The organism is Pseudomonas sp. K2I15, from assembly GCF_002204795.1.
Classification (GTDB): Bacteria; Pseudomonadota; Gammaproteobacteria; order Pseudomonadales; family Pseudomonadaceae; genus Aquipseudomonas.
Map to the genome: position 1 here is coordinate 102,532 of NZ_NIXO01000005.1, position 23,249 is coordinate 125,780.

A 23,249-nucleotide genomic window follows, 5' to 3' on the forward strand; every position below is an offset into this window, starting at 1 on the left:
GAATCAGACCGTTTTCAATGTAAAACTTCGGTCACGCTGTGCAGCGAGCGATTTTCCCAAATCGCCACCACCACCAATACCGCCGACGTCAGCGCGCCCAGCAGCAACGCCGAAAACACCTGCTGCAACCCCAGCGGCAACAACACCAGCAACATCAGTAACCCGCCCAGGTGCGAGAACGGTGGCAACGGCCGGTCGCTCATCACCCACTTGAACAACGCACTGCCCAGCAGAAACAGCCACGGGCCGGCGATGATCGCCACCACGCCCGCCTGGCTGGCGTGCCCCGGGTGCACCAGCACCAGTTCGTCGGCTACGGCGCTGACAATAATCCCGGCCACGATCAACACATGCAGGTAGGTGTAGGCGATCCGCGCCTGACGGCCGGGGTCGGCGGAGCTGGCGATGCGGTGGTGGGCGCGCTCGGCGCCGCTGTCGAAATAGATCCACCACAGGGCGATGCTGCCCACCACCGCCACCAGGAAGGCCGCCAGGCCTTCCACACTCCAGGGCAATTCGGCGAAGGTGGCGCCGGTCACCAGCAACGACTCACCGAGGGCGATGATCACAAACAGGCCGCAGCGTTCGGCCATGTGGTTGCCTTCCACATTCCAGTCCGCCAGCGTCGAGGGCCCAAGCCCAGGTACCCAGAAATACACCGACGGCGAAATCAGCTCGATCAACAATGCCAACGCCCAGAAGGCCAGGCGCTGCTCGCCTTCGAGCAACGCGCCGGTGATCCAGAACACTCCGGAAAACAGCATCCACGCCAGGATCCGCTGGAAATTGCGGGTCATGTTCAGCGACTCGCCACGCACCGCCCACAACGCAAACAGCGTGCGCCCAACCTGCATGAATACATAGGCACCGGCAAACAACAGCCCACGGTCGGTAAACGCCTTGGGGATCGACGAGGACAACAGCAAGCCGGCCACCATCAAGCCGAACAGGCCAATGCGGATCGGGATTTTTTCCGGGTCCAGCCAGTTGGTGACCCACGAGGTAAAGATCCACACCCACCACACCGCCACCATCATCAGTGCCACTTGCACTGCGCCGCCGATGGATAAATGCGCGAGCAGCGAATGGGACAATTGGGTCACGGCGAACACGAACACCAGGTCGAAAAACAGCTCGACCATGCCAACCTTGCCGCTGTCATGACTGCCGCGCCCACGCAGCAAGGAACGGGATGGGGTCATGGGTGGATCTCCCTGAAGGTGTTATCTCAAGATTTTGGCGCGACCACCGGCAGCATGTCCCGCTCGCTCATGAATGCCTCCAGCCGCGAGCGCATCCAGCGTTCCGCCGGGTCGGTGTCGACGTGGCTGAGCCAGACCATCGACAAGTCCAGGGTCGGGGTTTCAAACGGAAACGGCTCACAGAACAAATTCCCGCCGGCAGCCATGGCTTGGGCGGTGTAGTCCGGCAGGCTGGCGATCATGTCGGTACCGGCGAGCAACGCCGGCAGCGCGCTGTATTGCGGAACCGACAGCACCACATGACGCTTGCGACCAATCTCCGCCAGCCACTCATCGGCAAACCCGGACACGTTGGCCGTGTGGGAAACCAGCACATGAGGCCGTGCGCAATATTCGTCGAGGGTCAGCGGTTTGTCCGAAGCATCTGCCCGCAACAGGCAAGGACGGATATGCCGCAGTAACTTGCGCTTGGCATTCGCCGGCAGGCCACGGGTCTGGGTGATACCGACGGTGATATCGCCGGAAGCCAACAGGTCCGGGATGCGCCAGTAGTCCACGTGCTGCACCACGAACACCACCAGCGGCGCTTCCTGGCGCAAGGCGCGCAACAGTGGCGGCAGCAGGCCGAACTCGACGTCATCCGACAGGCCGATGCGAAAGGTCATGGTGCTGATGGACGGGTCAAAATCGTGGGTCAGGCTCAGGGCCGACGACAATGAATCGAGGGCCGGCGACAAGTGCTTGATGATTTCCTCGGCCCGCGCGGTCGGTTCCATGCGATGGCCAACGCGAATGAACAGCGGGTCATTGAACAGCGTACGCAGGCGGTTGAGGGCCGAACTGATGGTGGGTTGGCCGAGAAACAGCTTTTCGGCCACCCGGGTCACGTTGCGTTCGAGCATCAAGGTTTCAAAGACGACCATCAGGTTGATGTCGGCCTTGCGTAATTCATTGCGATTCATCGGCGACCGCCCCACTGCCCTGGATAAGCAGCAGTTTAGAAACACCCGGGGGCCTGCGTCTATGCGCACACTGTTCAACACGGGCCTTTGGGACTATAAAGCAGCTTCCAAGGCTTGCGAGAACACCATCGTGCTGGTCATTTCTGCCTTGAGCGTCCTGCTCGCCGGGATTTTGCTCTGGGCCATCAAATTCATCGCTCATCCCACCGCCAGGACACTGTTGCGGGTATTTGTGGGTTTGTGCCTGGCGGCAGTCGTGGCTTACCTGGTGCTGGCTTCGGGGTTTCCCACCTCATTGCTGGTGTGATTCGGCTCCTGCCCCTGGCGCAAACGCAACGCCGCCAACGCGGCCACCACCAGTACCACGGCAATCACTTTCAAGCCGTTCATGGCATTGCCGGTACTCATCTCGATCGCGCCCATCACCGATGGCCCGACAAACCCGCCGAGCAACCCGCAGGCGTTGACGAAGCCCAACCCGCCCGCCAGCGCCACACCTTTGAGGCGTGAAGCCGGGTAGAGAAAAATGATCGACTGCACCACAAAGAACATCACCGCCGACACACAAAAACCCAGCAGGCTGAACACCGGCCCGGACACCGAGGCAATGCCCAAGCCCAGCGCCATGGTCAGCAAGCCGGTAATCAACAGGCGCCGGGCACGGGTGGGCGTGGTCGCAAAACGCGGCAGTAACACGGCGCCTGCCGCTGCGGCAATCCACGGCAATGAGGTCAGCAGGCCGACGCTCATGGTGCTCAGTTCACCGTATTTACTGATGATGCTCGGCAGGAAAAAGATCACGGTGTAGAGGGTGATCTGATGGCAAAAATACACAAAGATCGCCAGCAGGATTTGCGGCGTCAGCCAGTTTTTCAGGGAATGCCCGCCCTCGCCTGCGCCCTCTTCGGTCTCCATCGCGATGCGCTGTTCAATCCCGCGCGCCTCTTCAGCCGAGAGCCATGGCGCCTTGCTCGGACGGTCCGGCAACTTGCGCCACACCACCCAGGCAAACGCGACCGCCGGCAGGCCTTCGAGCAGGAACATCCACTGCCAGCCGTGCCAGCCGAGGATCCCGTCCATGCGCATCAACGCTGCGCCCACCGGGCCGCCGATGATGTTGGCAAAACACACGCCGAGCAGGAAATACCCGGTGGCCCGTGCCCGTTGCTCGCGGTTGAACCAGTAGGTGAGGTACAGCATCACCCCGGGAAACAGGCCGGCTTCGGCAATACCCAACAGCAGGCGCAGGACATAGAACGAGGTTTCGCCCTGGACAAAGGCCATGGCCGCCGAAATCAGGCCCCAGGTCACCATGATCCGCGCGATCCAGAACCGCGCGCCGACCTTGTGCATGATCAGGTTGCTGGGGATTTCCGACAGCGCATAGGTCAGGAAAAACAACCCCGCACCCAGGCCGTATGCGGCGGCGGAAATCCCCAGGTCAACGTCCAGGTGATGCTTGGCCAGGGCGATGTTGGTGCGGTCCAGGAAGCTCAGCACGTAGGCGATGATCAGCAAGGGCATCAGCTTGACGAACATCAGTTTGTTCAACTCCCGTGGTTCACGGGCAGTGTGGGCAGTCTTCATCGGGCAAGTCCTCTTGGCGCCCCGCCAGCGCCACGGCTGGGGGGCGCATCGGTGTTGTTCTAGGGTTCGAGTTGCGCGACCAGCGCTGGCGGGCGATGGGAAAACAGTTGCAGCAGCGCCCCGCCCAGGGCACAGCCGGCCATCACAAAGAAGCACACCGTGTAGCCGTGCAAGGTGGTCCAGCCGCCGCCCATGGCAATCAGGCTGCCCATCAGCACCGGCGCCAGGCCGCCACCGAGAAACATCGCGGTGGTGATGATGCCGTTGGCGGTGGACGTCGCCGACGGCTCGGCCGAGTCGCAGGCCACCGCGTAGTAGATCGGCCACACCGCGTTGGCCACCAGGCCGAACAGCAGTTGCACGACGATGATCAGGGTCAGGGTATTGGCGAAATAAAACGCGCCGACACTGGCGGCCATCCACACCCCGCAGATGATCAGGGTGACGCGCCGGCCAATGATGTCCGACAGCGACGGCCACACCAGTTGCCCGAGAATCCCGGTGAGGGTGAACACCACGCTCATCCCCGCCGACTCGGCCAGGGACAACCCGACGATGTTGTACAGGTAGGCCGGCAGCACGATGTTGACGCCCATGTACACGACTTGGGTCAGCATCGTATTACCCGCCGTCAGGGCAATATTGCGGTTGCGCAACGTGGCAATAAAAGTGCGCCAGGCGTGGCCCTTCACTTGGCTGGCCGGTGCGTTGTCCGGCGGCGTCATGCCCTTGGCCGCGATGTCGACGTACAGCGCGGTGATGCGTTCGGCGGTGGAATACCGTGCCCAGAAAATCATCAGCGGCAACGCCACCACAAACGCGAAGAAGAACACGTAGCGCCAGTTGTCTTCACCAAAGGTGCTGATGACAAAACTGGCGACGATGCCGCTGAGCATGGCGCCGATCGGGTAACCGGTGTGGTGCGCGCCAAGGGCAAAACCACGACGCTCCACCGGCCACCATTCGGCGGTGTTGCTCACGCCCACCGGCTCGCCCCAGCCCGCGCCGAGGTTGACGCCCACCCGCAGCGCAATAAAGGTCGCGAGGTTGCCGCTCAGGGCCTTGAACCCGGAGAGAAACGAGATCGCCGTGTAGCCCAGCACCAGCGGCACCTGGAACCGCGCGCGCTTCCAGCCACCGCCGTAGCGGTCGCTCCACATTGAACCTGGAATATCCAGCAGGGCCAGGGCGAGCATGATCACTGTGGCCATGGTGCCCCACTGATCAGCCGACAAATCGAAATGTTTGGAGATGGTCGGCCCCAGGCGCAGCACGATCTCACGGTCGTAGGCGTTGAGGATCCAGATCATCCAGCACACCAGCAGCGACACCCAGGAGTGTCGGTGAATACTGCGCAGCGAGGCTTTTTTTAAGGTTGCCATGGGTTTCTCCAGGCGCGCGAGGGCGCGCACTGACACAAGGTTGCGGAAGGAATATGCCTTATTGAAAAAACGCGCTAGCTGGCGAACCGTCGCTCGGCTATTCCTTGCACGCCCAGCCCGGTGATCGCAAAAAGCGCCCCGCGCTGCTGACCGTCGGCCGGGAAGCGCGGCAGCGGCGGCTTGGCCATGGAGGTGACGAACAGGGTGTCCAGGTTCGGCCCGCCAAAGGTCAGGCTGGTGACCTTTTTCACTGGCATCTGGACGATCCGGTCGACCTGGCCATCCGGTGTGTAGCGCACCAGTTGCCCGGCGTAGACCAAGGCCTGCCACAGGCAGCCTTCGGCATCCACGGTGCAGCCGTCGGCAGCGCCACCGCCACGGGTGTCGACCTTGGCGAAGGTGCGTCGATTGCTCACGGCTCCACTGCCTTGGTCGTAGTCATAGGCCCAGATTTCGCCGGACCAGGTGTCGCAGAAGTAGAACGTGTCACCCGACGGGCTCCAGCACGGGCCGTTGGACACGATGATGCCTTCGTCCAGGGTGTGCAGGCTCAGGTCCGCGTCCAGCCGGTAGAGTTTGGCGCTGGCGCTGTCTTCGAGGGTGTCCATGGAGCCGAAGACAAAGCGGCCCTGGCGGTCGACCTTGCCGTCGTTGAGGCGGTTGTTGGGCAGCATGGGCTCCGGGTCGATCACCAGCGCCAGTTCACCGCTGTTGAGGTCGAGGATGTGCACGCCGTTTTGCAGGGCGACGATGGCATGCTCGCCGCTATGCCGTAGGGCCATGGAGCCGATTTTCTGGCCCACGTCCCAGGCGCGCAGCTCGCGCCCGTCGTCGGTGCAGCGCAGGATCCGGCCGTCGGCGCTGTCGATCCAATACAGTCGTTGTTGCTCGATGTCCCACACCGGGCCTTCGCCCAGGGTGGTCTTCACGTCCACAAGCACTTCGATACGCATGGTGTTATCCCTTTTTTGTTGTTGTGCGGGATGGGCATGACCGCGCGGTGACGCGGCCGGTTTATCACTTAGAAGTTGACCTGGTCGCGCCCCTTGAGCCCGAGGATTTCCCGCGCTTCATCCGGCGTGGCGACCCGGTGGCCGAGGGCTTCGATCACGGTGCGAATGCGCCGTACCTGATCGGCGTTGGATGCGGCCAATTTGCCTGGGCCATCCCACAACGAATCTTCCAGGCCGACCCGGGCGTTGCTGCCCATGGACAAGCCCATGGTTGCCAGCGGAATCTGCCCACGGCCAGCGCCGAGGATTGACCACACATAGTCGTCGCCGAAAAGGCGATCGGCAGTGCGGCGCATGTGGGCCAAATCTTCCGGGTGGCCGCCGATACCGCCACGCAAACCGAATACCGACTGGATAAACAGCGGCGGCTTGAGCAGGCCGCGCTCCAGGAAGTGGGCGGCGGTGTACAGGTGGCCGATGTCGTAGCACTCGATTTCGAAGCGTGTGCGGTTTTCGGCGCAGGAATTGAGGATGTGGGTAATGTCGCGGAAGGTGTTGCGAAAGATCCGGTCGTCGCTTTCTTCCAGGTACGGACGCTCCCAGTCGTGCTTGAACTCGGTGAAGCGGTTGAGCATTTCGTACAGGCCGAAGTTCATCGAGCCCATGTTCAGCGAGGCCAGTTCCGGCTTGAACTGCATCACCGGTTGCAGGCGTTCTTCCACGCCCATGGTCGGCGCGCCGCCGGTGGTGATGTTGATCACCACGTCGCTGGCGGCCTTGATGTGCGGCAAAAATTCGGCGAACAACGCCGGGTCCTGGCTGGGACGGCCATCGATCGGATCACGGGCATGCAGGTGCACAATGGCGGCGCCCGCTTCGGCGGCGCCGATGGCGGCGTCGGCAATTTCCTGCGCGGTGATCGGCAAATGCGGCGACATCGACGGCGTATGGATGGCACCGGTAACGGCGCAGGTGATGATGACAGGACGTTTTTTGGACATGACGATTCTCCGACTTTTATTCTTATGAAAAAAATCCCGGGTGTGGCTTGTGTGTTCTTCCTTGGCGACTTGCTAGCGAGGCCTACAGATACTCGACGTTACCGTCGACACTGATCGCTTGGCCGGTGACATTGCGGGCGGCGGGCGAGCAGAGAAACAAGGCCATGGCCGCGACGTCTTCGGCGGTGACCATGCGCTTGAGGGAGATCTTGTTGAGGTATTCCTGGCGCATCTCGGCTTCAGGCACACCGACTTGTTCGGCACGGGCGCGAATCACGCCGTCCATGCGCGGGCCTTCGACGATGCCGGGCAGCAAGGCGTTGACGCGGATGTCGCTTTCGCCCAGCTCCGAGGCCAGCGATTTCATCAGGCCGACGATCGCCCATTTGGTCGCGGCATACGGCGTGCGCCAGGCGTAGCCGAGGCGCCCTGCGACCGAGGCGATATGCAGCAGATGGCCGTGGGACGATTCCTTGAGCATCGGCACCGCGTGGTGGGCAAAGCGATATTGCGCCGTCAGGTTGATAGTGATCGTGGCTTGCCACTCGGCGTCGCTGATGGCGTCGATGCCACCGGTGGGCCCGGCAATCCCTGCGTTGTTGACCAGTACATCCAGCCCGCCGAACTGCTCGCGCTGCACCTGGAACACCGCCTCGATCTGCGCGGCATCACTCACGTCGGCACGGGTGGCGACAGTGCCCGGGTATTTATCGCGAAACGCCGCCAGGGCCGGTTCGCTGATATCACACACATGCACCTTGGCGCCCGCCTCCAGATAGGCCGCCGCCAACACTTCACCGATGCCGGCAGCCCCGCCGGAAATCAAAACACGTAACCCAGGATAGGGCTGCAGCCGCTGTAGGACACTCATGCACGTTTACCTCCTGAAACAGACGACCGCGAACGGTCGTTCTTGACGAGCAGGCGCGCCAGCGAATCGGCGGCCTGCATGATGTCATCGGTCACGGCAGCACGGGCGCCGGCACCATCGCGGGCGGCCAGGGCTTCGACGATGCGCGTGTGCGCCTCCATCGAGCGCTGCAAGTGAGCTTTATCGGGAGCGACCAGGGCGAAACACGGGCCCATGTGCAGCCAGAAGTTTTCCACGGCGGCCATGGTCAATTCGGCCTGGGCGACGGCATAGATGCGTCGGTGAAAGGCGAAGTTGGTCCACAGGTAGCGGGAAACGTCGACTTCGTCGGCGGCCTGTTGCATCTGCTGGCAGAGGTCGGCAATTTCGTCGAGGTCGGCTTTTTCAAGGAGCAACACAGCCTTTTCCGCCAGCAAACCTTCCAGGGCGACCCGCGCATCGCGAATCTCGCGCAGGCGTTCGACCGTCATCATGCGTACCCGCAGGCGGGAAGTTTCGGTGACTTCAAAGGCGTTTTCGGCGCTGAGGCGCTGGAGGGCTTCGCGCACCGGCATGGGGCTGGAGCCGAGGGCTTCGGCGAGGCCGCGGATGGTGAGTTTCTGGCCGGGCTGGAAACGACCACTCATCAAGGCTTCGCGGATCTGGCGGTAGACCTGGTCTTGCAAGGTATCGCGCGACACCTGGCGCAAGGTAGGAAGGAGGAGCGGGCCATCTGTCATGAGTCAAAACCTGTGTTGTCGTTCTTATGCCCCCAATATGTGATCACAAATCAAATATGTCAAATAGTTTCCCGTTGACCGTGAGTGCAGCGCTGACTTTAATGATCCCCCTCTCAAGCAAGGACCGCTGAACCATGAAATTCGCCTACACCATCGTCTACGTCCCGGATGTGGCTGCATCCCTGCAATTCTTTGAAAAAGCCTTCGGGTTCAGTCACCGTTTCCTGCATGAATCGGGGACGTATGGAGAGCTGGATACGGGTGGCACCACCCTCTCCTTCGCCGCACATGAGTTGGGCGAGATGAATTTCAAGGGTGGGCACGTGCAGGCGCATGCTTCACGGCAGCCGCTGGGGATGGAGTTGGGGTTTGTTACCGAGGATGTGTCAAAGGCCCATGCCAGAGCGCTGGCTGAAGGTGCAACAGAGCTTTCAGCGCCGAGTACCAAGCCCTGGGGGCAGGTGGTGTCTTATGTGCGATGCCCGGATGGGACGCTGGTGGAGTTGTGTACGCCGATTCAGAACTGACGAAATACTGTAGGAGCGAGCTTGCTCGCGAAGGTCGCCAACGATGACGCTGGGTATCTGATACCCAGCGGCGCTCTCTGGTTTTTCGCGAGCAAGCTCGCTCCTACAAAAGAAGGGCCATCAAGGCTTGAGCGGGCGCTCCTGGTCGCGCTCGGACAGCTCCGTGCCATCGTCCGGATGCTTCCAGGTCTGCGGTTTCTCTTCCTCGCGACGCTGCCTGGCGCGCTCCTGCTCCAACTCATCATGCTGCTTCGGTTCGTTGCTCATACCCACCTCCCATCCGTAAGAATTGGACACACTGGGGAAGCATAGATGAGGGAGCGGTTTTGTGTGATCTCGCCGATTGATAACCAAGACACATCAATGCATGTAAACAACTCACTTATCATTTCTAAATGTGTCAGCCACTATCCGCGGTCTTAAGCGAAACAAGCACTTTAAAAAGAACGCTGGAGACACAAAAAAATGCAAAACCCTTCACGGCCTGACTCTGCCCGCTCCAAAGTCGGCGCGGTCTTTCGCGTCACCTCCGGCAACTTTCTCGAACAGTTCGACTTCTTTCTGTTCGGCTTTTATGCCACCTATATCGCTGCCGCTTTCTTCCCTGCTGCCAATGAATTTGCGTCATTAATGATGACCTTCGCTGTGTTCGGCGCGGGCTTTTTGATGCGCCCGCTGGGGGCAATCATCCTCGGCGCGTACATCGATGATGTGGGCCGTCGCAAAGGCTTGATCGTGACCCTGGCGATCATGGCCAGTGGCACCCTGCTGATCGTGCTGGTGCCGGGCTATCACACCATTGGGTTGTGGGCTCCGCTGCTGGTGCTGATAGGCCGCCTGTTGCAAGGCTTCTCGGCCGGCGCAGAACTGGGCGGCGTGTCGGTGTACCTGGCCGAAATGGCCACCCCGGGCCGCAAGGGTTTCTACACCAGCTGGCAGTCGGGCAGCCAGCAGATCTCCATCGTGGTCGCGGCCGCCCTGGGTTATGGCCTGAACCAATGGATGGAACCGGCCGTGGTTGCCGATTGGGGCTGGCGCATTCCGTTCGCCATCGGCTGCGTGATCATCCCGTTCATCTTCATCCTGCGTCGTAACCTGCAGGAAACCGAAGAGTTCGCCAACCGCAAGCACCGCCCAACCATGCGCGAAGTGCTGGCCACCCTGGTGAAGAACTGGACCCTCGTAATCGGCGGCATGATGATGGTGGCGATGACCACCACCGCGTTTTACCTGATCACCGTATACGCACCGACCTTCGGCAAAACCGTGCTCAACCTGACCACCTCCGACGCCCTGCTGGTGACGTTGCTGGTGGCTGTATCGAACTTCATCTGGCTGCCCATCGGCGGCACCCTCAGTGACCGCTTTGGCCGCAAGCCCGTGCTGGTCGCCATGACCGCTCTGACCGTGCTTACCGCCTACCCGGCACTTTCCTACGTGGTCAATGCGCCAAGCTTCGCGCACATGCTGGAAACCCTGCTGTGGTTCTCCTTCCTCTACGGCATGTACAACGGCGCAATGATCCCGGCCCTGACCGAAATCATGCCGGTGGAAGTGCGTGTGGCAGGCTTCTCCCTCGCCTACAGCCTGGCGACCGCGATTTTCGGTGGTTTTACCCCGGCAATTTCCACCTGGTTTATCCACGAGACGGGCGACAAGGCTTCGCCGGCCTACTGGCTGATGTTCGCCGCGTTGTGCGCCTTTTGCGCGACATTCGCGCTGTATCGCCGTGCCAGTGGCCGTGTACAAGTCGCCTGAGGAGTCATGCTGATGAAACCCATATTGAAAACTCTGGCGGCACTGGCGATCGGCTCCCTGGCGATGGTTGCCCACGCTGAAGAACTGAAAGTCATGACCTCCGGCGGCTTCACCGCGGCCTACAAGGTACTGGGTGCGCAATACGCCACCCAGAGCGGCGACACCCTCGACACCATCCTCGGCCCGTCGATGGGCAAGGCGCCGGAAGCGATTCCCAACCGCCTCGCCCGTGGCGAACACGCCGATGTGGTGATCATGGTCGGCTACGCCCTGGACGAGCTGATCAAGCAAGGCAAGGTCGACAAGGCGTCCCGCGTTGAACTGGCGGATTCGCGCATCGGCCTGGTGGTCAAGGAAGGCGCGGCCAAGCCTTCGATTGCCACCGATGCCGAACTGAAGGCAGTACTGACCAAGGCCAAATCCGTCGCGTATTCGGACAGCGCCAGCGGCGTCTACGTCGAAAAGGAACTGTTCAAGAAACTCGGCATGCCGTCCAAGGGCACTATGATCGAACGCATCCCGGTGGCCTCCCAGGTGGCCAAGGGTGACTACGAAGTGGGTTTGCAGCAGGTCTCCGAATTGCTGCCGATTCCGGGCGTGACCTACGTCGGAAAGATCCCTGAAGACGTGCAGTCCGTCACCCGTTTTGCCGCAGGCATTCCGGTGAACGCCGAACACCCGGCGCAGGCGAAAAAGCTCCTGCAATTCCTCGCCTCGCCCCAGGCGCAACCGGTGGTGCAAGCCACCGGCCTGGATTCGGTCTCACACTGACCGGAATGGCATCTCACGCGTCAACCGCTCCAGTTCCAGTGCCGCCGGCGTCAACGTACGCCCGCGGCGCTTGATCAACCCCACGTTGCGCACCACCTCCGGCTCCACCAACGGCACGCTCATCAGAATCGGGTGCTTGCCTGCCGGCATCGCAATCGACGGCACCATCGCCACCCCAAGCCCCGCCTCCACCAGCCCGATCATCGTGGTCACGTGATGGGTTTCGCAGATGCTTTGCTTTTTCACCCGCACGCCGCGCAGGGCCTGGTCCAGCAAAAAGCGATTGCCTGAGGTCTTGTCCACGGTGATGTAGTCGTGCTCGTAGGCCTCGGCCCACGTCACACTGGCCCGGTCCGCCAATGGATGCTCCCGGCGACAGGCCAGCACATAACGCTCTTGCAGCAACAGCTCGAACTCCACCCCGTCTGCCAGGCTGCCGCTGAAACTCACGCCAAAATCCGCCTCGCCACTTTCCACCGCCGCACACACCTCACCGGCACTCGCGTCCAACACCCGCAGGCGAATCTTCGGATAGAGCTTGTGGAATTCGGAGATCACGTGGGGCATGAAGTAGTACGCGGTGGACGGCACACAGGCGATGGTGACGTTGCCCATGCGGGTTGAGGCCACGTTGCTGATGCCCATCAGGGCGATGTCCAGGTCATCGAGCATGCGTTCGACTTGCGGCAGGAATGCGCGGCCGACCATGGTCAGGCTGACCCGGCGCGTGGTGCGCTCGAAGAGTTTGACGTCGAGGGCGGATTCGAGCTTCTCGATGCGCCGGCTGAGGGCCGGCTGGGAGATACGGATGGCTTCGGCCGCCGCACGGAAACTGCCCTTGTCTACGACGGCGCGGAAGGCTTGGAGGTCGTTGAGGTCGAAGTTGATGATCATCGAGTGAGCCGTTGGGTAGTCGCGGGTGACGTCATTATGGGGGACAGCGGCTTGTACCCGCCTGAAAAAAGCAGGGTGATGTTGGGCCCTGTGCTTGATACGGTGGCGGACGCGTGCAAATCCTCTTCACAAATACCTATCGGCAGTCATCAATGGATAAAACAATAAAAAGGGCTCATGCAACCCACTCATCTTATCGAGCACTCCGATTGGGTTTAGGGCTATCGGGCCTGCTGTGCACCGCCACCCTGGGCTTCTTCGCCTGGCAAAGCTTCTATCCAGTCAGCGCCGCCAATAACTGGAGCGTTCAAGTGATCCACCGCGATGTGGCAAAGGCTGCGTCGCTGATGCCGATGCTCGATGGTTCACTGATGGTCAGCCAGGAATTGAGCAATGGACTTGGCAGTATCGTGCGCATCCTCCCGGACGGAAAACGCGAACGGGTGGTAGGCAATCTATCCAAACCCGATGGAATGGTCGCCACTCAGGGCGGCTGGGTGTTCAGCCAGGAAGTGGATGGCGCGCCCGTCAGCTTCCTCAAGGACGGCGTCGTCACCGAACTGTTCAAGGGCGACAGCGTACAAGGGCTGTGGGACGACGGCGAGTTCCTCTACGCCATCGAAGACCGCAAGGTAGGTGCCCGCATACTGCGCTATCGCTGGAGTGATAAAACATTGAGCGTAGTGCGTGACCAACTCAGCGAAGGTGAGTCGATTGTTCGCTGCACGGATGGGCGCATGCTCTACACGGAAAAGAAGAAAGGCGTGGTGCGAGAGCTGACCAACGACGGCAGCGATCCGGTGGTACTGAGCAAGCTGAACAAACCCACGTTCTTGATGTGCGATGAACGCGGGTTGTGGATCAACGAAGATTCAACACATCGCGCGCGTTTGTTGTTGATCGACAAGCAAGGGCGCCAGCAGACAATTCTGTCTTTCCTGAAGGCGCCACAGTCGATTGTGCGTACGACGAAGGGAACGTATCTGGTGGCCGAAGGCGGTCGTAACCGTGTCCTTGAATTGGTGCCGTCCCTGGCACTCGTAGACCCCGTTACAACTGAAACCGCGCCACCGCCTCATTGAGCGAAACAGCCAACCGCGCCAGCTCATGGCTTGAACCATTGATCTGCCCCGCGCCCGAGGACGATTGGGCGGACAGGTCACGAATATTGACGATATTGCGGTCCACTTCCTTCGCCACCTGGGCCTGCTCCTCGGCGGCGCTGGCGATGACCAGGTTGCGCTGGTGAATCTGGTCGATGGAGTCGGTGATCTGGCTCAGTGCGCCACCGGCCCCTTCGGCCAGGATCAAGGTTTCGCTGGCCCGCTGGGTGCTCGACTGCATCGACGTCAGCGCCTGGCTGGAGCCGCTGCGCATCGCAGTAACCATCTGGTCGATCTCCAGGGTCGATTGCTGTGTGCGGTGGGCCAACGCACGCACTTCGTCGGCCACCACTGCAAAGCCACGCCCGGACTCACCGGCACGCGCAGCCTCGATGGCGGCGTTCAGGGCCAGCAGGTTGGTCTGCTCGGCGATGGAGCGAATCACATCGAGCACCTTGCCGATATCCCGCGACTGATCGGCGAGGTTCTGCACCAGGCTTGAGGTTTCACCGATGTTTGTACTCAGCGCCTGAATCGCGCTGACCGTTTCACCAACGCGTTGCTGGCCATCGCGGGCGGTTTCATTTGAGAGCCGGGTGGATTCGGAAGTGGAGACAGCATTACGTGCCACCTCATCGGCAGCCGAAGTCATCTCGTTGACCGCGGTGGCGGCTTGCTCGATTTCAGCGGTCTGCTTTTGCAGGCTGCGGTTGCTCTGGTCGGTGATGCCGTTGAGGTCGGTGGCCGATGCCGCCATCTGCCCGGCTGATTGGCGAATCAACTGCAAGGTGCTGCGCAGGCTGCCTTGCATGCTCTGCAGTGCCACGAGCAGGCGCGTCACTTCGTCATCGCCGGTCACATCAACGGTCTGCGTCAGGTCGCCCTGGGCGACGTTTTCTGCGGCGCGCACCGCGTGGCTCAGGGGGCCAACGATGCTGCGCGTCAGCAACCAGGCCAGCGCCACGGTGCTCAACGCGGCCAGCAGCACAAAGCCGAAGACCATCGTGCGCGAGCGGCTGTACTGCGCCTCTGCCGTCTGGCCCTGCAGGTTGATCTGGGCGTTGTAGTAATCGGCCAAGGCATTGAGCTGATTGCCGGAGCCGTCGACCACGGTTTTCATGTCTACCAGCAGCAGCTTGTTCAGTTCGGCGAGTTGCTGCTTGTCGGCGAGAATGAACGACTGGGTGAGGCCTTGCTGGTACTGACGCAGCGAAACCTGGAACTGATCATAGAGAGTGCGCACTTCGGGAGTGTCGATTACGGCATCCAGGTCGGCGAGTTTTTTCGTCAGGTCCTGGCTACGGGTGTCCATCTGGCTGCGGTATTGCGGGATGCTCGCCGCGCTGGAATCAAGGGCCATGCGCAGGGAAATGGTGCGGATGCGCAGCATGATTTCGCGAATATCCGACACCAGGCGCATTTTGGGCACCAGGCCACGTTCAACCTGCACGGCGCTTTCGCGGATGCTCGCCATGTTCGAGAGCGCAAAAAACCCCAGCAGCGCCACGAGCAAGGCAATCAAGGCAAAACCGAGACCCGCACGGCGGGCAATGGACAGGCTGCGGAGCGACATGGCGATTGTTCTCATTATTAGCATACGACATCGTATGACATAGTTTCGGCCACGTGGGACAGGACTTGAGGGAGATTCGCGGGAACTCCCCAGATATAAATCTTCCATGAAAAAGCCCGCTGGCTTTTAGCTACAGCGGGCTTTGCGGGGTGTGGTTGGCGCTCACAGGCTGGCTGGTTTATCAGCTGCAAATTGACGGTCGAGTACAGAGTCTACCAACGCCTGGGCATTCTCGATCAACTGGGCTAGCCCCATGGTCAATCGGTAGTGAATGCTGTCTTGACCATCGGCGCAGCGGTACGCCGTTTCCGATGCTGACGACAGGATTTCAGTGGCGTTGGCCAGTGCTTCTTCGGTGCCTACATCGGCACCTACGAGGAAGATTTTGCGTGGTGGGCGCTCGCCGGTTTCAGCCGATTCGGGCGCAGGTTCACTCAGATAATAATCAAGCGCTCTTTGCGCCGCGTCGGACATTTTTCCGTCAGTGAGCTTGTTGTGCGCGCGAGCGTCGAAGGAATCAGGGGGATTGGGGGTGATCTTTTTCATGGTGTAGCTCCTGTATGTAATCGGAGCTGCCATTCCCCTGCTGTCAAACAGGATTGGGTGGCAGCTGTACGCGGGTTGACAGACCGGTATACAGGACCCGGCGCACCCGAAGATGCCCCACGTACAGCCGCCATAAAACGACGCCACAGCTAAAACAGCCTGTAATCGTATGGAGGTTGTACACCTGTAAATCGGTCTGTCAAAACCGGTCGCCATGGGGGCGACGGGGCGAAGGTTACCGCCGTGCCTCAGGCAGCGCAACCCTGCACTGGCAGCTAAAGAATCAGGCTACAGACATCACTGAAAGGGTGTAACTAGCAAGGCACCTTGCGCCCTCTTGCTAGTGTATGAGGGAAGCCCACCCACCATCATTCGTTCAGCTAATCCATCATCTTCAGCCCAATAGAGATTTACCTGACGGTGTTATCAGCCTCGTCCTTCTGCAGAGGTCTTGAGCCGCTATCAAGCCAATGGATATAGTCCTTTGCCTCGGCCCATCAAGCCTGCGGTTTGCTCGGCTATCACTATCCACATAAGCTGAACGCTATGAACACACTTCCTTCGGAGGCTCCGATGGCCATCACCAAAAAAATCGAGAAGCCACGCAAAAAGGCCGTCAGCGAAGAGCTGAGCTTCCTTGATGTATGGCAAGCCGCGCGTGATGGACAAAAAGCTTTCGACACCTTTGTGATCAGCGGCAAGCTTCCAATCTCCAAGTAGGATTGAATGCCCGCGGTCAAAATCTCTCCGCTGTTTCAAAAAATCAGTCACTGGGAAAATTTCGCCGCTCACTTTTTCAACTACAAAGTGTGCGGCGAGCTGCCGCCTATTTTTGGCAGGGATGAAAGCCTTGATCTCAGCGACCTGCATCATATTGATCTGGCTGGCACGTCTCAGACCCAGGTTCAATGGGCGAAGATCAAAGGCCAGTATTACCGCACCACTCTCCGCAACGATCCTGATAACGACTTCTGGCTAATTTATGCCCATGACCCCTACTGCGATGACTATCTGTTACTAACCGTTATCGGACCTGATGCTCACAATCGCACCGAGTGGGGCTCATTTCTGCGCACCGTTCATAACGATGTGGTTACGCCTTGGATACTCGGAAGAGTCGTCTATCCCGATATTGATGATTGAATACCGTATTTCTAGGCAGGCAACGCCTTCTCGGCACTGCGCGCCATAATCTGCAAATCCTCAAACGGGTTCCGGCCAATCAACATGAAGGCATGGGTCGAGCTGGACCAAAACACCACGTTCATGCCGCGACGCTGTTCATTAGCCATGGCCACGGCACCTTTTTTTGCTGCCGTAATACAGAGCGCCAACGGGCCGTGGCGCGCATCGAGGTAGGTCAATTGGCCGATCAGTACGCCGTCATAATCGAGGATTTGTGCACGCCTGAACTCCGCGCCCGGCAGGCTTATCACCTCAGGGTTCAGCGGCAGACCGAGTTGGCGCCCTACCGAACTCAGTTGGGCGATATGGGAGTCGGGATCGGCGCTGAGGTTTTCCAGGGTTTGGGGCGTGTACAGCGCCATGTATTCGGCGACCGAGGCGCGCCAGCCCGAACCGGGCTCAGGTCGGGGCCACGTCATGAACAGGCGGTCGGCGACCACACCGGCCACCGCAAAGCTTGCCGCTACCGCGAGAAACCTGCGTCGACTCAGGGTCGGTGCTTGTGCCGGCGGCAAGGCATCGAGCATCACCTGCAAACGCTCTGTAGGGGCTTGCTCGAGAACAGAATCGAACGCTGCCTTGAACGGCAAGTCGCCGCGCTTGAGTTGCTCCATCCGGGCCGTCACGGCGGAATCGACCCCAAGCAGGTTATCGATAAGCTGGCGCTGCTCAGGGTCTAACTCACCGTCCAGATAAGCCACCAGCAGTTCATCCGACGGTAGGGTATTTTGAGTCATCGTCGTTCTCCGCTCGATTTATCCAACAGGCCGCTTGATTGCGCAGTTTCAGCCAGCTTCAAGCGCGCAGCGGCCAGCCGGCTCATCACCGTTCCCACCGGGATGTGCAGGACCTCGGCAATTTCCTTGTATGAAAGCCCTTCGACGTAGGCCAGAAAAACCGTTTCCCGCTGCGCTTCGGGCAGTGCATTGACGCGTTTGATCACCTGCGCGGCCAGCACTTGGTCCTGAGCCAGGGTTTCGCCATCGAAGGATAACTCCTGCTCCGCATCAACAAACCCCTGCCCTTGCCGCACGCGCTGCGAGCGCAATTCGTTAAGCCAGATCGAATGCATGATCGTCAGCAACCAGCGGTCCAGCCGCGTGCCGGCCACAAACTGGCCGGCGCGCTCTAGCGCACGCACGCAGGTAGCTTGCACCAGGTCATCAGCCACATGCTTTTGTCGCGACAGCACTAAGCCGTATCGCCATAACCGCGGCAACAACTGGCTCAACTCACGGCGCAATTCAGCGTCTTTGGTTATGGCTGTCTCCCGACTGTTCGCTCATGCGTTTAAGCCTGAGGCGCGGCGGCAATGGCTTCGGCCAGGTCTTCGTACTCTTCGCAGGTGGTGCTGCACAGGGCTTTGATTTTCACCAGTTGCTCCTGCGCCAGGTCCACGCGGCCCTTGATGACATAGGCCTCACCCAAATACTCACGAACCTGTGCGTAGTTGGGGTCCAGTGCCACGGACTTCAGGTAGTAGCTGATGCCTTCATCGGTGCGGCCCAGCTTGCGGGTGGCGTAGCCGCGGTAGTTCAGGGCCTTGGCGGTGTTCGGGTTTTTCAGGGTATCGAGCAGTGAGAGGGCTTCGTCGTAACGCCCGTCCTTGGCCAGGCGATAGGCGTAATCGGTACGGTCGGCGTCCGACGTGGCTTTGCTGGTTTGCAGCACGCACTTACCGGTCTTGGTATCCCAGACCTGGCCTTTGGGGCAGTTAGGCTTGGGTGGCGCCGATTCATCACCGGAAGCGTGGGCCTGGCCGGCCAATAGCGCGGCGGCCATGCAGGCACCGAAGAACAGAGCGGTGCGGTAACCAACGGCATTTTCGTGGCGATTCTTCATGGTTGTAATGCTCCGTAACGATAGGGAAAGTACAGCAGCAAACTCAATGTTGAAGGTCGCCCCGAGGGCCAGGCAGCATACGGCGCAACGTGCTGTCACGCTTGACGTAGTGATGCCACAGCGCGGCGCAGGCATGCAGCCCGGCGAGCACGATGATCGCCCACGCGACGTTGTTGTGCAGGCCACCCAAAGTGCCACGCAGCTCGTGATCAATCACAAACGGCGCGGGGACGGGGAACAGTCCGAAAAAATTGAACGGCTCGCCTTGGGCCCAGCGGAACAGGAAGCCCAGGATTACCTGCGTCAGTAGTAACAGGTATAGACAGACGTGGGCGACTTTGGCGGCCATGTTAAGCGCGGGATGGGTGTCGGCCTTTGGGTGATTGCCGCCGAACAGGCGCCAGAGGATACGTGCAGCAATCAGCACCGCCATGGCGATGCCCAGGGAGATATGGACGGATTGCAGGCCCTTGCGCAGTGGCGTGCCTTTTTCCAGGTTTTCCCAGATGTGGGCGCTGGCGAACATAAAAATCACCAGGGCGGCGGTCAGCCAGTGGAAGGTGCGGGTCAGGCGGTCGTAGCGGTCGGCGGAGGTGTTCATGGGCGCTTCCTGGGTGGTCTGTGTGGTGAACACCGCAGTGGGGGGAGTTATTCGGTCGCGAGTGAAAGTTTATGCGAGTGCGACCGGATACAACGCTTTTGGGCTGGAAGGAAAACACCCAGAAACCAAATCCCTCGCCTCCCACTTCGCGTTTTATGAGACTTACGGCTTATCTGAGCATTACCCACCAGATGAAACGCACTTGAAAAAGTCCCACCATGGGACTAGGGTCTTTAATGAGAATCGTCGCTGTCAGCCAACTAAAGACGTTTTGGCAAAAACACCCGGATGCAGAGCAATCATTCCTCGCCTGGATTGATGAGGTCAAAAAAGCAGACTGGAAGACCCCGGCTGATATCAAGGCTCAGTTTCGTCACGCCAGCGTTCTAAAGAGCCGGCGGGTCGTGTTCAACATCAGAGGTAACGACTATCGGCTCGTGGTTGCCGTGGCTTATCGCTACGGCGCCCTCTATATCAAATTCGTCGGTACGCATAAGCAGTACGACGTCATTGATGCCGATACAGTTGAAATGGAGTAAGCCATGAACATTCGCCCTATTCACACTGAGCAAGACTACCGGGACGCGCTGAAGGCTGTATCGCCATTGTTCGACAATGAGCCTGAGCCCGGCACGCCTGAAGGCGACTATCTTGATGTGATGATTACACTCATTGAAGCCTACGAAGCGAAGCACTTCCCGGTGGACTTGCCCAACCCGGTGGACGCCATTCGTTTCAGAATGGAGCAGTCGGGGCTATCTGCGGCTGACCTGGTACCTGCTATTGGCCGACAGAATCGGGTTTATGAGGTACTGAATGGAAAGCGGGCTCTTACGCTGCCGATGATTTGGAAGTTGCATGAGATGTTTGGGATTCCGGCAGAAAGCCTGATAAAGCCAGTAAAGATTGCTTGAGACCAGAAACGAAAAAGCCCCGTAGTTTATTCAACTACGGGGCTTTTTCTATGTAATGGCGGAGAGATAGGGATTCGAACCCTAGGTACCGGTGAAGGTACAACGGATTTCGAATCCGTCCCATTCGGCCACTCTGGCATCTCTCCAACGGCGCGCATCATAACAGCCTGTTTCGTGGAAGCAAAGCGCCTAAGCGATTTTTTTCCGTGCTATCAGATGCTTGCGTCGATTACAGCGGTACGCCGAGACGGTTGGCGACTTCTTCGTAGGCTTCGATGACGTCACCGAGGCCCTGGCGGAAGCGGTCTTTGTCCATCTTCTTGCGGGTGTCTTTGTCCCACAGGCGGCAGCCGTCCGGGCTGAATTCGTCGCCCAGGACGATGGAGCCGTCATGGAATACGCCGAATTCGAGTTTGAAGTCCACCAGCAGCAGGCCGGCGTCGTCGAACAGTTTGCTCAGGACGTCGTTGACCTTCAGCGACAGTTCTTTCATGCGCGCCAGTTGCTCAGCGGTGCCCCAACCGAATGCCACCACATGGGATTCGTTGATGAACGGGTCACCCTTGGCGTCGTCTTTCAGGAACAGTTCGAAGGTGTAAGGATTGAGCTTGAGGCCCTCTTCCACGCCCAAACGCTTCACCAGGCTACCGGCCGCGTAGTTACGCACGACGCACTCGACCGGGATCATGTCGAGCTTTTTCACCAGGCATTCGTTGTCGCCCAGCAGTTTGTCGAATTGGGTCGGAATGCCGGCCGCTTCGAGTTTCTGCATGATGAAGGCGTTGAACTTGTTGTTCACCATGCCTTTGCGGTCGAGCTGTTCGATGCGCTTGCCGTCGAACGCCGAGGTGTCGTTGCGAAACAGCAGGATCAAGCGGTTGGCGTCGTCGGTCTTGTAAACCGATTTGGCTTTGCCGCGGTAGAGTTCTTCACGTTTTTCCATGATGGGCTCCGCTTGCTAAGTAGGTGGGCTAGGCGATGTGTCGCCAGTCGAGCCCTGAATCTTGATCGGCCAGTTGCAGCCAGTCCGGATCGCACCCAAGGGTGTCGACAAAACATTGCCGGGCCAACTGCGGCAGGTTGTTCTTGCTGCTCAGGTGGGCCAGGACCAGGTGTTGCAGGTCTTGCCAGCCCAACTCATACACCAGGTACGCCGCCTGGTGGTTGTTCAAATGCCCAAACTGCCCGCCGACCCGCAGCTTCAGAAAGTTCGGGTAGTGACCACGCGCAAGCAGGTCACGGCAGTGGTTGGACTCAATCATCAATGCATCGAGGTTGCGATAACCGTCCAGCACCTTGGCACAGTAGGAACCCAGGTCAGTGAGCAGGCCAAAGCGCCGTTCACCGTCACTGAATACGTATTGCGTCGGCTCCTGGGCATCGTGGGCCACGGCAATCACATCGATGCTCAAGGCACCAATTTGCAATTGCTCGCCACCGGCCAGCAAACCTGCGGGTTCAATCGGTTTGCGCATCCCGCGCAAGGTACCGCGACTCAGGTACACCGGAAGATTGTAGCGCCGAGACAGCAAACCCACGCCATGCACGTGGTCGGCATGTTCGTGGGTCACCAGAATCGCACTCAGCTGCGTGGGGTGAACCCCTAGGCGCAGCAGGCGTCGCTCGGTTTCTCGCAGGGAGAAACCACAATCCACCAGGACGTACGTGTCGTCGTGGGCTACAAGCGTGCCGTTCCCTTGGCTACCGCTGCCGAGAACGGCAAAACGCATCGGATCAGCCCAGGTTGTCCTGAATCACGCCCAACACTTTGCGCGCCACATCGGCCGGCGCCACGGTGTTGATGTTTTTCTCGACGGTGACTTGCACGCTGTCGCCTACCTTGCTCAAACGAACCTGGTAACGCTCGGCGCGAGTTTCGATCTCTTCCTTGGTCGGCTTGCTGCCGAACAACTTGCTGAAGAAACCTGGCTCTTCGTCTTTCTTCTCGGCTTTTTCGGCCAAGTTGATGTAGTACAGGCCCAGGCTGCGGTTGATGTCTTCAACGCGCCATTCGCCGTGTTCCAGCGCGCGGCCGACACTCGACCAGGCGCGGTCCAGGTCTTCACCCAGGTTGAGCACAACGTTGCCGCTGCCGTCTTCGCTGAGGCTGACGCGGCTAGGTGTGTCAAAGCTACCGGCAGCGAGCAGCGAAACAGAACCGCCCTTCTCGGAGATACGGCTCATGCTGGCGAGCATTTCGTCGACCAGGGCAGCGTCCACGCCGGTGTTGACCGAGCGCGGGGTGAAGTCGACGTTGGCGGTGCTGCCAGCAGGACGCTCGGCGCTCACCACGTAGACTTCACTGGTGTTGCGTTGCACGCCTGGCTCGATACGCACGCGGATGCGGGCTTCGCTGTCATTGGCTACGCCGCCAGCTTGCAGGCGCTTGGCCATGGATGCCGACAGTTCGCTGGTGTGCTGCCATGCAGTGGTGAATTCACCGGTCTGCGGGCGTTGCTCATCAATGCGGAAACCGTTGTCCTGGAAGAACTGTACGGCCACCGGCCAGACTTCGGCAGGTGGGCGCTGGGCCATGACCCAACGGGTGTCGCCGCTCTTCTGCAGGCTGTAGTCGCTGGCATCGGCCACGGCCGACAACGGCTGTGGACGCGGCACTTCGTACTCACCCTTGAAGGTGTCGTCGGCCACGTTGCGCGGGATCGGCAGCAACGGGTCAAGGCGCTTGGCGACATTGACGTCCGACGGCAATTTCATCGGGGCGGTTTGTTGGGCTTCCAGGTAATCGCTACCGCGGTCGCGGAAGTAGCCTTCCGGGCCCCAGATCCAACCGCAGCCACTGGTGCTGGAGATAATCAAGGCAAGTGCGGAAAGTCCGGCCAATCGCTTCATGCGTAGTG

At 60.0% G+C, this 23,249-nt stretch carries 28 protein-coding genes, 1 tRNA gene and 1 pseudogene; 9 read left to right on the forward strand and 21 right to left on the reverse strand.

The window, feature by feature from the left end:
* Positions 1-14: 14 nt before the first annotated feature.
* Complete coding sequence (locus tag CEC48_RS05650) at positions 15-1,202, reverse strand: low temperature requirement protein A (RefSeq protein WP_088422856.1); 1,188 nt, start codon at positions 1,200-1,202, stop codon at positions 15-17.
* 26 nt (positions 1,203-1,228) lie between these two features.
* Positions 1,229-2,164: a LysR substrate-binding domain-containing protein gene (locus tag CEC48_RS05655; protein WP_063032584.1), complete on the reverse strand. Its 936-nt coding sequence runs from the start codon at positions 2,162-2,164 to the stop codon at positions 1,229-1,231.
* A gap of 61 nt (positions 2,165-2,225) precedes the next feature.
* Here CEC48_RS05655 and CEC48_RS31505 point away from each other — a divergent pair, with 61 nt between their 5' ends.
* On the forward strand, positions 2,226-2,471 hold the full coding sequence (locus CEC48_RS31505) for a hypothetical protein (protein ID WP_176438672.1): 246 nt from the start codon (positions 2,226-2,228) through the stop codon (positions 2,469-2,471).
* Here CEC48_RS31505 and CEC48_RS05660 read toward each other — a convergent pair.
* The 6 genes from CEC48_RS05660 to CEC48_RS05685 form a co-directional block, all read right to left on the reverse strand.
* Complete coding sequence (locus CEC48_RS05660; RefSeq protein WP_088422857.1) at positions 2,426-3,751, reverse strand: MFS transporter; 1,326 nt, start codon at positions 3,749-3,751, stop codon at positions 2,426-2,428. The two genes, CEC48_RS31505 and CEC48_RS05660, sit on opposite strands and share 46 nt — an antisense overlap.
* A 59-nt stretch (positions 3,752-3,810) precedes the next feature.
* Entirely contained in the window at positions 3,811-5,133 is a 1,323-nt protein-coding gene (locus CEC48_RS05665) for an MFS transporter (RefSeq protein WP_088422858.1), read from the reverse strand.
* Positions 5,134-5,207: 74 nt separating this feature from the next.
* Positions 5,208-6,086, reverse strand: a complete 879-nt coding sequence (locus CEC48_RS05670) for an SMP-30/gluconolactonase/LRE family protein (RefSeq protein ID WP_088422859.1) — start codon at positions 6,084-6,086, stop codon at positions 5,208-5,210.
* Positions 6,087-6,154: 68 nt separating this feature from the next.
* Positions 6,155-7,087, reverse strand: a complete 933-nt coding sequence (locus CEC48_RS05675) for a 3-keto-5-aminohexanoate cleavage protein (RefSeq protein ID WP_088422860.1) — start codon at positions 7,085-7,087, stop codon at positions 6,155-6,157.
* Between the two features lie 82 nt (positions 7,088-7,169).
* Positions 7,170-7,958: an SDR family oxidoreductase gene (locus tag CEC48_RS05680; protein WP_088422861.1), complete on the reverse strand. Its 789-nt coding sequence runs from the start codon at positions 7,956-7,958 to the stop codon at positions 7,170-7,172.
* Positions 7,955-8,677, reverse strand: a complete 723-nt coding sequence (locus CEC48_RS05685; protein WP_088422862.1) for a GntR family transcriptional regulator — start codon at positions 8,675-8,677, stop codon at positions 7,955-7,957. The genes CEC48_RS05680 and CEC48_RS05685 overlap by 4 nt, the downstream gene beginning before the upstream one ends.
* A 134-nt stretch (positions 8,678-8,811) precedes the next feature.
* Here CEC48_RS05685 and CEC48_RS05690 point away from each other — a divergent pair, with 134 nt between their 5' ends.
* A complete protein-coding gene (locus CEC48_RS05690; protein WP_088422863.1) occupies positions 8,812-9,204 on the forward strand; it encodes a VOC family protein in 393 nt (130 codons plus the stop codon).
* 120 nt (positions 9,205-9,324) lie between these two features.
* On the opposite strand, the gene CEC48_RS31510 is transcribed toward CEC48_RS05690, so the two are convergent.
* Entirely contained in the window at positions 9,325-9,471 is a 147-nt protein-coding gene (locus tag CEC48_RS31510) for a hypothetical protein (protein WP_176438673.1), read from the reverse strand.
* Positions 9,472-9,669: 198 nt separating this feature from the next.
* Here CEC48_RS31510 and CEC48_RS05695 point away from each other — a divergent pair, with 198 nt between their 5' ends.
* On the forward strand, positions 9,670-10,962 hold the full coding sequence (locus tag CEC48_RS05695) for an MFS transporter (protein WP_088422864.1): 1,293 nt from the start codon (positions 9,670-9,672) through the stop codon (positions 10,960-10,962).
* 12 nt (positions 10,963-10,974) lie between these two features.
* Complete coding sequence (locus CEC48_RS05700; RefSeq protein WP_088422865.1) at positions 10,975-11,733, forward strand: substrate-binding domain-containing protein; 759 nt, start codon at positions 10,975-10,977, stop codon at positions 11,731-11,733.
* On the opposite strand, the gene CEC48_RS05705 is transcribed toward CEC48_RS05700, so the two are convergent.
* A complete protein-coding gene (locus tag CEC48_RS05705) occupies positions 11,725-12,627 on the reverse strand; it encodes a LysR family transcriptional regulator (RefSeq protein WP_088422866.1) in 903 nt (300 codons plus the stop codon). The genes CEC48_RS05700 and CEC48_RS05705 overlap by 9 nt on opposite strands.
* 230 nt (positions 12,628-12,857) lie before the next feature.
* Between CEC48_RS05705 and CEC48_RS05710 the strand changes: the two genes are divergently transcribed.
* Positions 12,858-13,709, forward strand: coding sequence for a hypothetical protein (locus CEC48_RS05710; protein ID WP_088422904.1), 852 nt, complete (start codon positions 12,858-12,860; stop codon positions 13,707-13,709).
* On the opposite strand, the gene CEC48_RS32075 is transcribed toward CEC48_RS05710, so the two are convergent.
* The 3 genes and pseudogenes from CEC48_RS32075 to CEC48_RS05720 all read right to left on the reverse strand — a co-directional run bounded on the left by CEC48_RS32075 (position 13,678) and on the right by CEC48_RS05720 (position 15,849).
* Positions 13,678-14,541, reverse strand: a complete 864-nt coding sequence (locus CEC48_RS32075; protein ID WP_371917745.1) for a methyl-accepting chemotaxis protein — start codon at positions 14,539-14,541, stop codon at positions 13,678-13,680. The genes CEC48_RS05710 and CEC48_RS32075 overlap by 32 nt on opposite strands.
* Positions 14,536-15,411 (reverse strand): annotated as a pseudogene (locus CEC48_RS32080) (MCP four helix bundle domain-containing protein); the annotation flags it as partial. The pseudogene CEC48_RS32080 and the gene CEC48_RS32075, both read right to left, overlap by 6 nt.
* A 54-nt stretch (positions 15,412-15,465) precedes the next feature.
* Positions 15,466-15,849: a DUF6124 family protein gene (locus CEC48_RS05720; RefSeq protein ID WP_176438674.1), complete on the reverse strand. Its 384-nt coding sequence runs from the start codon at positions 15,847-15,849 to the stop codon at positions 15,466-15,468.
* 573 nt (positions 15,850-16,422) lie between these two features.
* On the opposite strand from CEC48_RS05720, the gene CEC48_RS31515 reads away from it, so the two are divergent.
* A complete protein-coding gene (locus tag CEC48_RS31515) occupies positions 16,423-16,569 on the forward strand; it encodes a hypothetical protein (RefSeq protein WP_176438675.1) in 147 nt (48 codons plus the stop codon).
* A gap of 6 nt (positions 16,570-16,575) precedes the next feature.
* Positions 16,576-16,992, forward strand: coding sequence for a type II toxin-antitoxin system YafO family toxin (locus CEC48_RS05725; RefSeq protein ID WP_088422868.1), 417 nt, complete (start codon positions 16,576-16,578; stop codon positions 16,990-16,992).
* Between the two features lie 11 nt (positions 16,993-17,003).
* On the opposite strand, the gene CEC48_RS05730 is transcribed toward CEC48_RS05725, so the two are convergent.
* Genes CEC48_RS05730 through CEC48_RS05745 form a run of 4 tightly spaced genes read right to left on the reverse strand, consistent with a single transcriptional unit; the run spans position 17,004 to position 19,477 of the window.
* The gene (locus tag CEC48_RS05730; RefSeq protein ID WP_088422869.1) at positions 17,004-17,771 is read right to left on the reverse strand and encodes an anti-sigma factor; all 768 of its coding nucleotides are present in this window, start codon (positions 17,769-17,771) and stop codon (positions 17,004-17,006) included.
* Complete coding sequence (locus tag CEC48_RS05735; protein ID WP_088422906.1) at positions 17,768-18,265, reverse strand: RNA polymerase sigma factor; 498 nt, start codon at positions 18,263-18,265, stop codon at positions 17,768-17,770. The genes CEC48_RS05730 and CEC48_RS05735 overlap by 4 nt, the downstream gene beginning before the upstream one ends.
* Positions 18,266-18,324: 59 nt before the next feature.
* Positions 18,325-18,876, reverse strand: a complete 552-nt coding sequence (locus tag CEC48_RS05740) for a tetratricopeptide repeat protein (RefSeq protein ID WP_256579675.1) — start codon at positions 18,874-18,876, stop codon at positions 18,325-18,327.
* A 43-nt stretch (positions 18,877-18,919) separates the two neighbouring features.
* Positions 18,920-19,477: a cytochrome b gene (locus CEC48_RS05745; protein ID WP_088422870.1), complete on the reverse strand. Its 558-nt coding sequence runs from the start codon at positions 19,475-19,477 to the stop codon at positions 18,920-18,922.
* Between the two features lie 236 nt (positions 19,478-19,713).
* On the opposite strand from CEC48_RS05745, the gene CEC48_RS05750 reads away from it, so the two are divergent.
* Positions 19,714-20,016, forward strand: a complete 303-nt coding sequence (locus tag CEC48_RS05750) for a type II toxin-antitoxin system HigB family toxin (RefSeq protein WP_088422908.1) — start codon at positions 19,714-19,716, stop codon at positions 20,014-20,016.
* A gap of 3 nt (positions 20,017-20,019) precedes the next feature.
* Positions 20,020-20,391, forward strand: a complete 372-nt coding sequence (locus CEC48_RS05755) for a type II toxin-antitoxin system HigA family antitoxin (RefSeq protein WP_088422871.1) — start codon at positions 20,020-20,022, stop codon at positions 20,389-20,391.
* A 56-nt stretch (positions 20,392-20,447) separates the two neighbouring features.
* Here CEC48_RS05755 and CEC48_RS05760 read toward each other — a convergent pair.
* The 4 genes from CEC48_RS05760 to bamC form a co-directional block, all read right to left on the reverse strand.
* Positions 20,448-20,537: transfer RNA gene (locus tag CEC48_RS05760), tRNA-Ser, on the reverse strand.
* Positions 20,538-20,620: 83 nt separating this feature from the next.
* A complete protein-coding gene (purC, locus tag CEC48_RS05765; RefSeq protein WP_003211975.1) occupies positions 20,621-21,334 on the reverse strand; it encodes a phosphoribosylaminoimidazolesuccinocarboxamide synthase in 714 nt (237 codons plus the stop codon).
* Positions 21,335-21,362: 28 nt separating this feature from the next.
* Positions 21,363-22,121 carry an MBL fold metallo-hydrolase gene (locus CEC48_RS05770; RefSeq protein WP_088422872.1) on the reverse strand — a complete coding sequence of 253 codons (759 nt, stop codon included), beginning with the start codon at positions 22,119-22,121 and terminating at the stop codon, positions 21,363-21,365.
* Positions 22,122-22,125: 4 nt separating this feature from the next.
* The gene (bamC, locus tag CEC48_RS05775; protein WP_088422873.1) at positions 22,126-23,241 is read right to left on the reverse strand and encodes an outer membrane protein assembly factor BamC; all 1,116 of its coding nucleotides are present in this window, start codon (positions 23,239-23,241) and stop codon (positions 22,126-22,128) included.
* Between the last annotated feature and the right edge of the window lie 8 nt (positions 23,242-23,249).

Excerpts from the sequence above, each read along its gene's own strand:
- CEC48_RS05660 (WP_088422857.1), bottom strand. The coding sequence starts at position 3,751 with ATGAAGACTGCCCACACTGCCCGTGAACCACGGGAGTTGAACAAACTG.
- bamC (WP_088422873.1), bottom strand. The coding sequence starts at position 23,241 with ATGAAGCGATTGGCCGGACTTTCCGCACTTGCCTTGATTATCTCCAGC.
- CEC48_RS05755 (WP_088422871.1), top strand. The coding sequence starts at position 20,020 with ATGAACATTCGCCCTATTCACACTGAGCAAGACTACCGGGACGCGCTG.
- CEC48_RS05695 (WP_088422864.1), top strand. The coding sequence starts at position 9,670 with ATGCAAAACCCTTCACGGCCTGACTCTGCCCGCTCCAAAGTCGGCGCG.
- CEC48_RS05770 (WP_088422872.1), bottom strand. The coding sequence starts at position 22,121 with ATGCGTTTTGCCGTTCTCGGCAGCGGTAGCCAAGGGAACGGCACGCTT.
- CEC48_RS05690 (WP_088422863.1), top strand. The coding sequence starts at position 8,812 with ATGAAATTCGCCTACACCATCGTCTACGTCCCGGATGTGGCTGCATCC.
- CEC48_RS32075 (WP_371917745.1), bottom strand. The coding sequence starts at position 14,541 with ATGCAAGGCAGCCTGCGCAGCACCTTGCAGTTGATTCGCCAATCAGCC.
- CEC48_RS05650 (WP_088422856.1), bottom strand. The coding sequence starts at position 1,202 with ATGACCCCATCCCGTTCCTTGCTGCGTGGGCGCGGCAGTCATGACAGC.
- CEC48_RS05665 (WP_088422858.1), bottom strand. The coding sequence starts at position 5,133 with ATGGCAACCTTAAAAAAAGCCTCGCTGCGCAGTATTCACCGACACTCC.
- CEC48_RS05740 (WP_256579675.1), bottom strand. The coding sequence starts at position 18,876 with ATGAAGAATCGCCACGAAAATGCCGTTGGTTACCGCACCGCTCTGTTC.
- CEC48_RS05750 (WP_088422908.1), top strand. The coding sequence starts at position 19,714 with ATGAGAATCGTCGCTGTCAGCCAACTAAAGACGTTTTGGCAAAAACAC.
- CEC48_RS05685 (WP_088422862.1), bottom strand. The coding sequence starts at position 8,677 with ATGACAGATGGCCCGCTCCTCCTTCCTACCTTGCGCCAGGTGTCGCGC.
- CEC48_RS05670 (WP_088422859.1), bottom strand. The coding sequence starts at position 6,086 with ATGCGTATCGAAGTGCTTGTGGACGTGAAGACCACCCTGGGCGAAGGC.
- purC (WP_003211975.1), bottom strand. The coding sequence starts at position 21,334 with ATGGAAAAACGTGAAGAACTCTACCGCGGCAAAGCCAAATCGGTTTAC.
- CEC48_RS05720 (WP_176438674.1), bottom strand. The coding sequence starts at position 15,849 with ATGAAAAAGATCACCCCCAATCCCCCTGATTCCTTCGACGCTCGCGCG.
- CEC48_RS05705 (WP_088422866.1), bottom strand. The coding sequence starts at position 12,627 with ATGATCATCAACTTCGACCTCAACGACCTCCAAGCCTTCCGCGCCGTC.
- CEC48_RS05725 (WP_088422868.1), top strand. The coding sequence starts at position 16,576 with ATGCCCGCGGTCAAAATCTCTCCGCTGTTTCAAAAAATCAGTCACTGG.
- CEC48_RS31510 (WP_176438673.1), bottom strand. The coding sequence starts at position 9,471 with ATGAGCAACGAACCGAAGCAGCATGATGAGTTGGAGCAGGAGCGCGCC.
- CEC48_RS05655 (WP_063032584.1), bottom strand. The coding sequence starts at position 2,164 with ATGAATCGCAATGAATTACGCAAGGCCGACATCAACCTGATGGTCGTC.
- CEC48_RS31515 (WP_176438675.1), top strand. The coding sequence starts at position 16,423 with ATGGCCATCACCAAAAAAATCGAGAAGCCACGCAAAAAGGCCGTCAGC.
- CEC48_RS05745 (WP_088422870.1), bottom strand. The coding sequence starts at position 19,477 with ATGAACACCTCCGCCGACCGCTACGACCGCCTGACCCGCACCTTCCAC.
- CEC48_RS05675 (WP_088422860.1), bottom strand. The coding sequence starts at position 7,087 with ATGTCCAAAAAACGTCCTGTCATCATCACCTGCGCCGTTACCGGTGCC.
- CEC48_RS31505 (WP_176438672.1), top strand. The coding sequence starts at position 2,226 with ATGCGCACACTGTTCAACACGGGCCTTTGGGACTATAAAGCAGCTTCC.
- CEC48_RS05700 (WP_088422865.1), top strand. The coding sequence starts at position 10,975 with ATGAAACCCATATTGAAAACTCTGGCGGCACTGGCGATCGGCTCCCTG.
- CEC48_RS05680 (WP_088422861.1), bottom strand. The coding sequence starts at position 7,958 with ATGAGTGTCCTACAGCGGCTGCAGCCCTATCCTGGGTTACGTGTTTTG.
- CEC48_RS05730 (WP_088422869.1), bottom strand. The coding sequence starts at position 17,771 with ATGACTCAAAATACCCTACCGTCGGATGAACTGCTGGTGGCTTATCTG.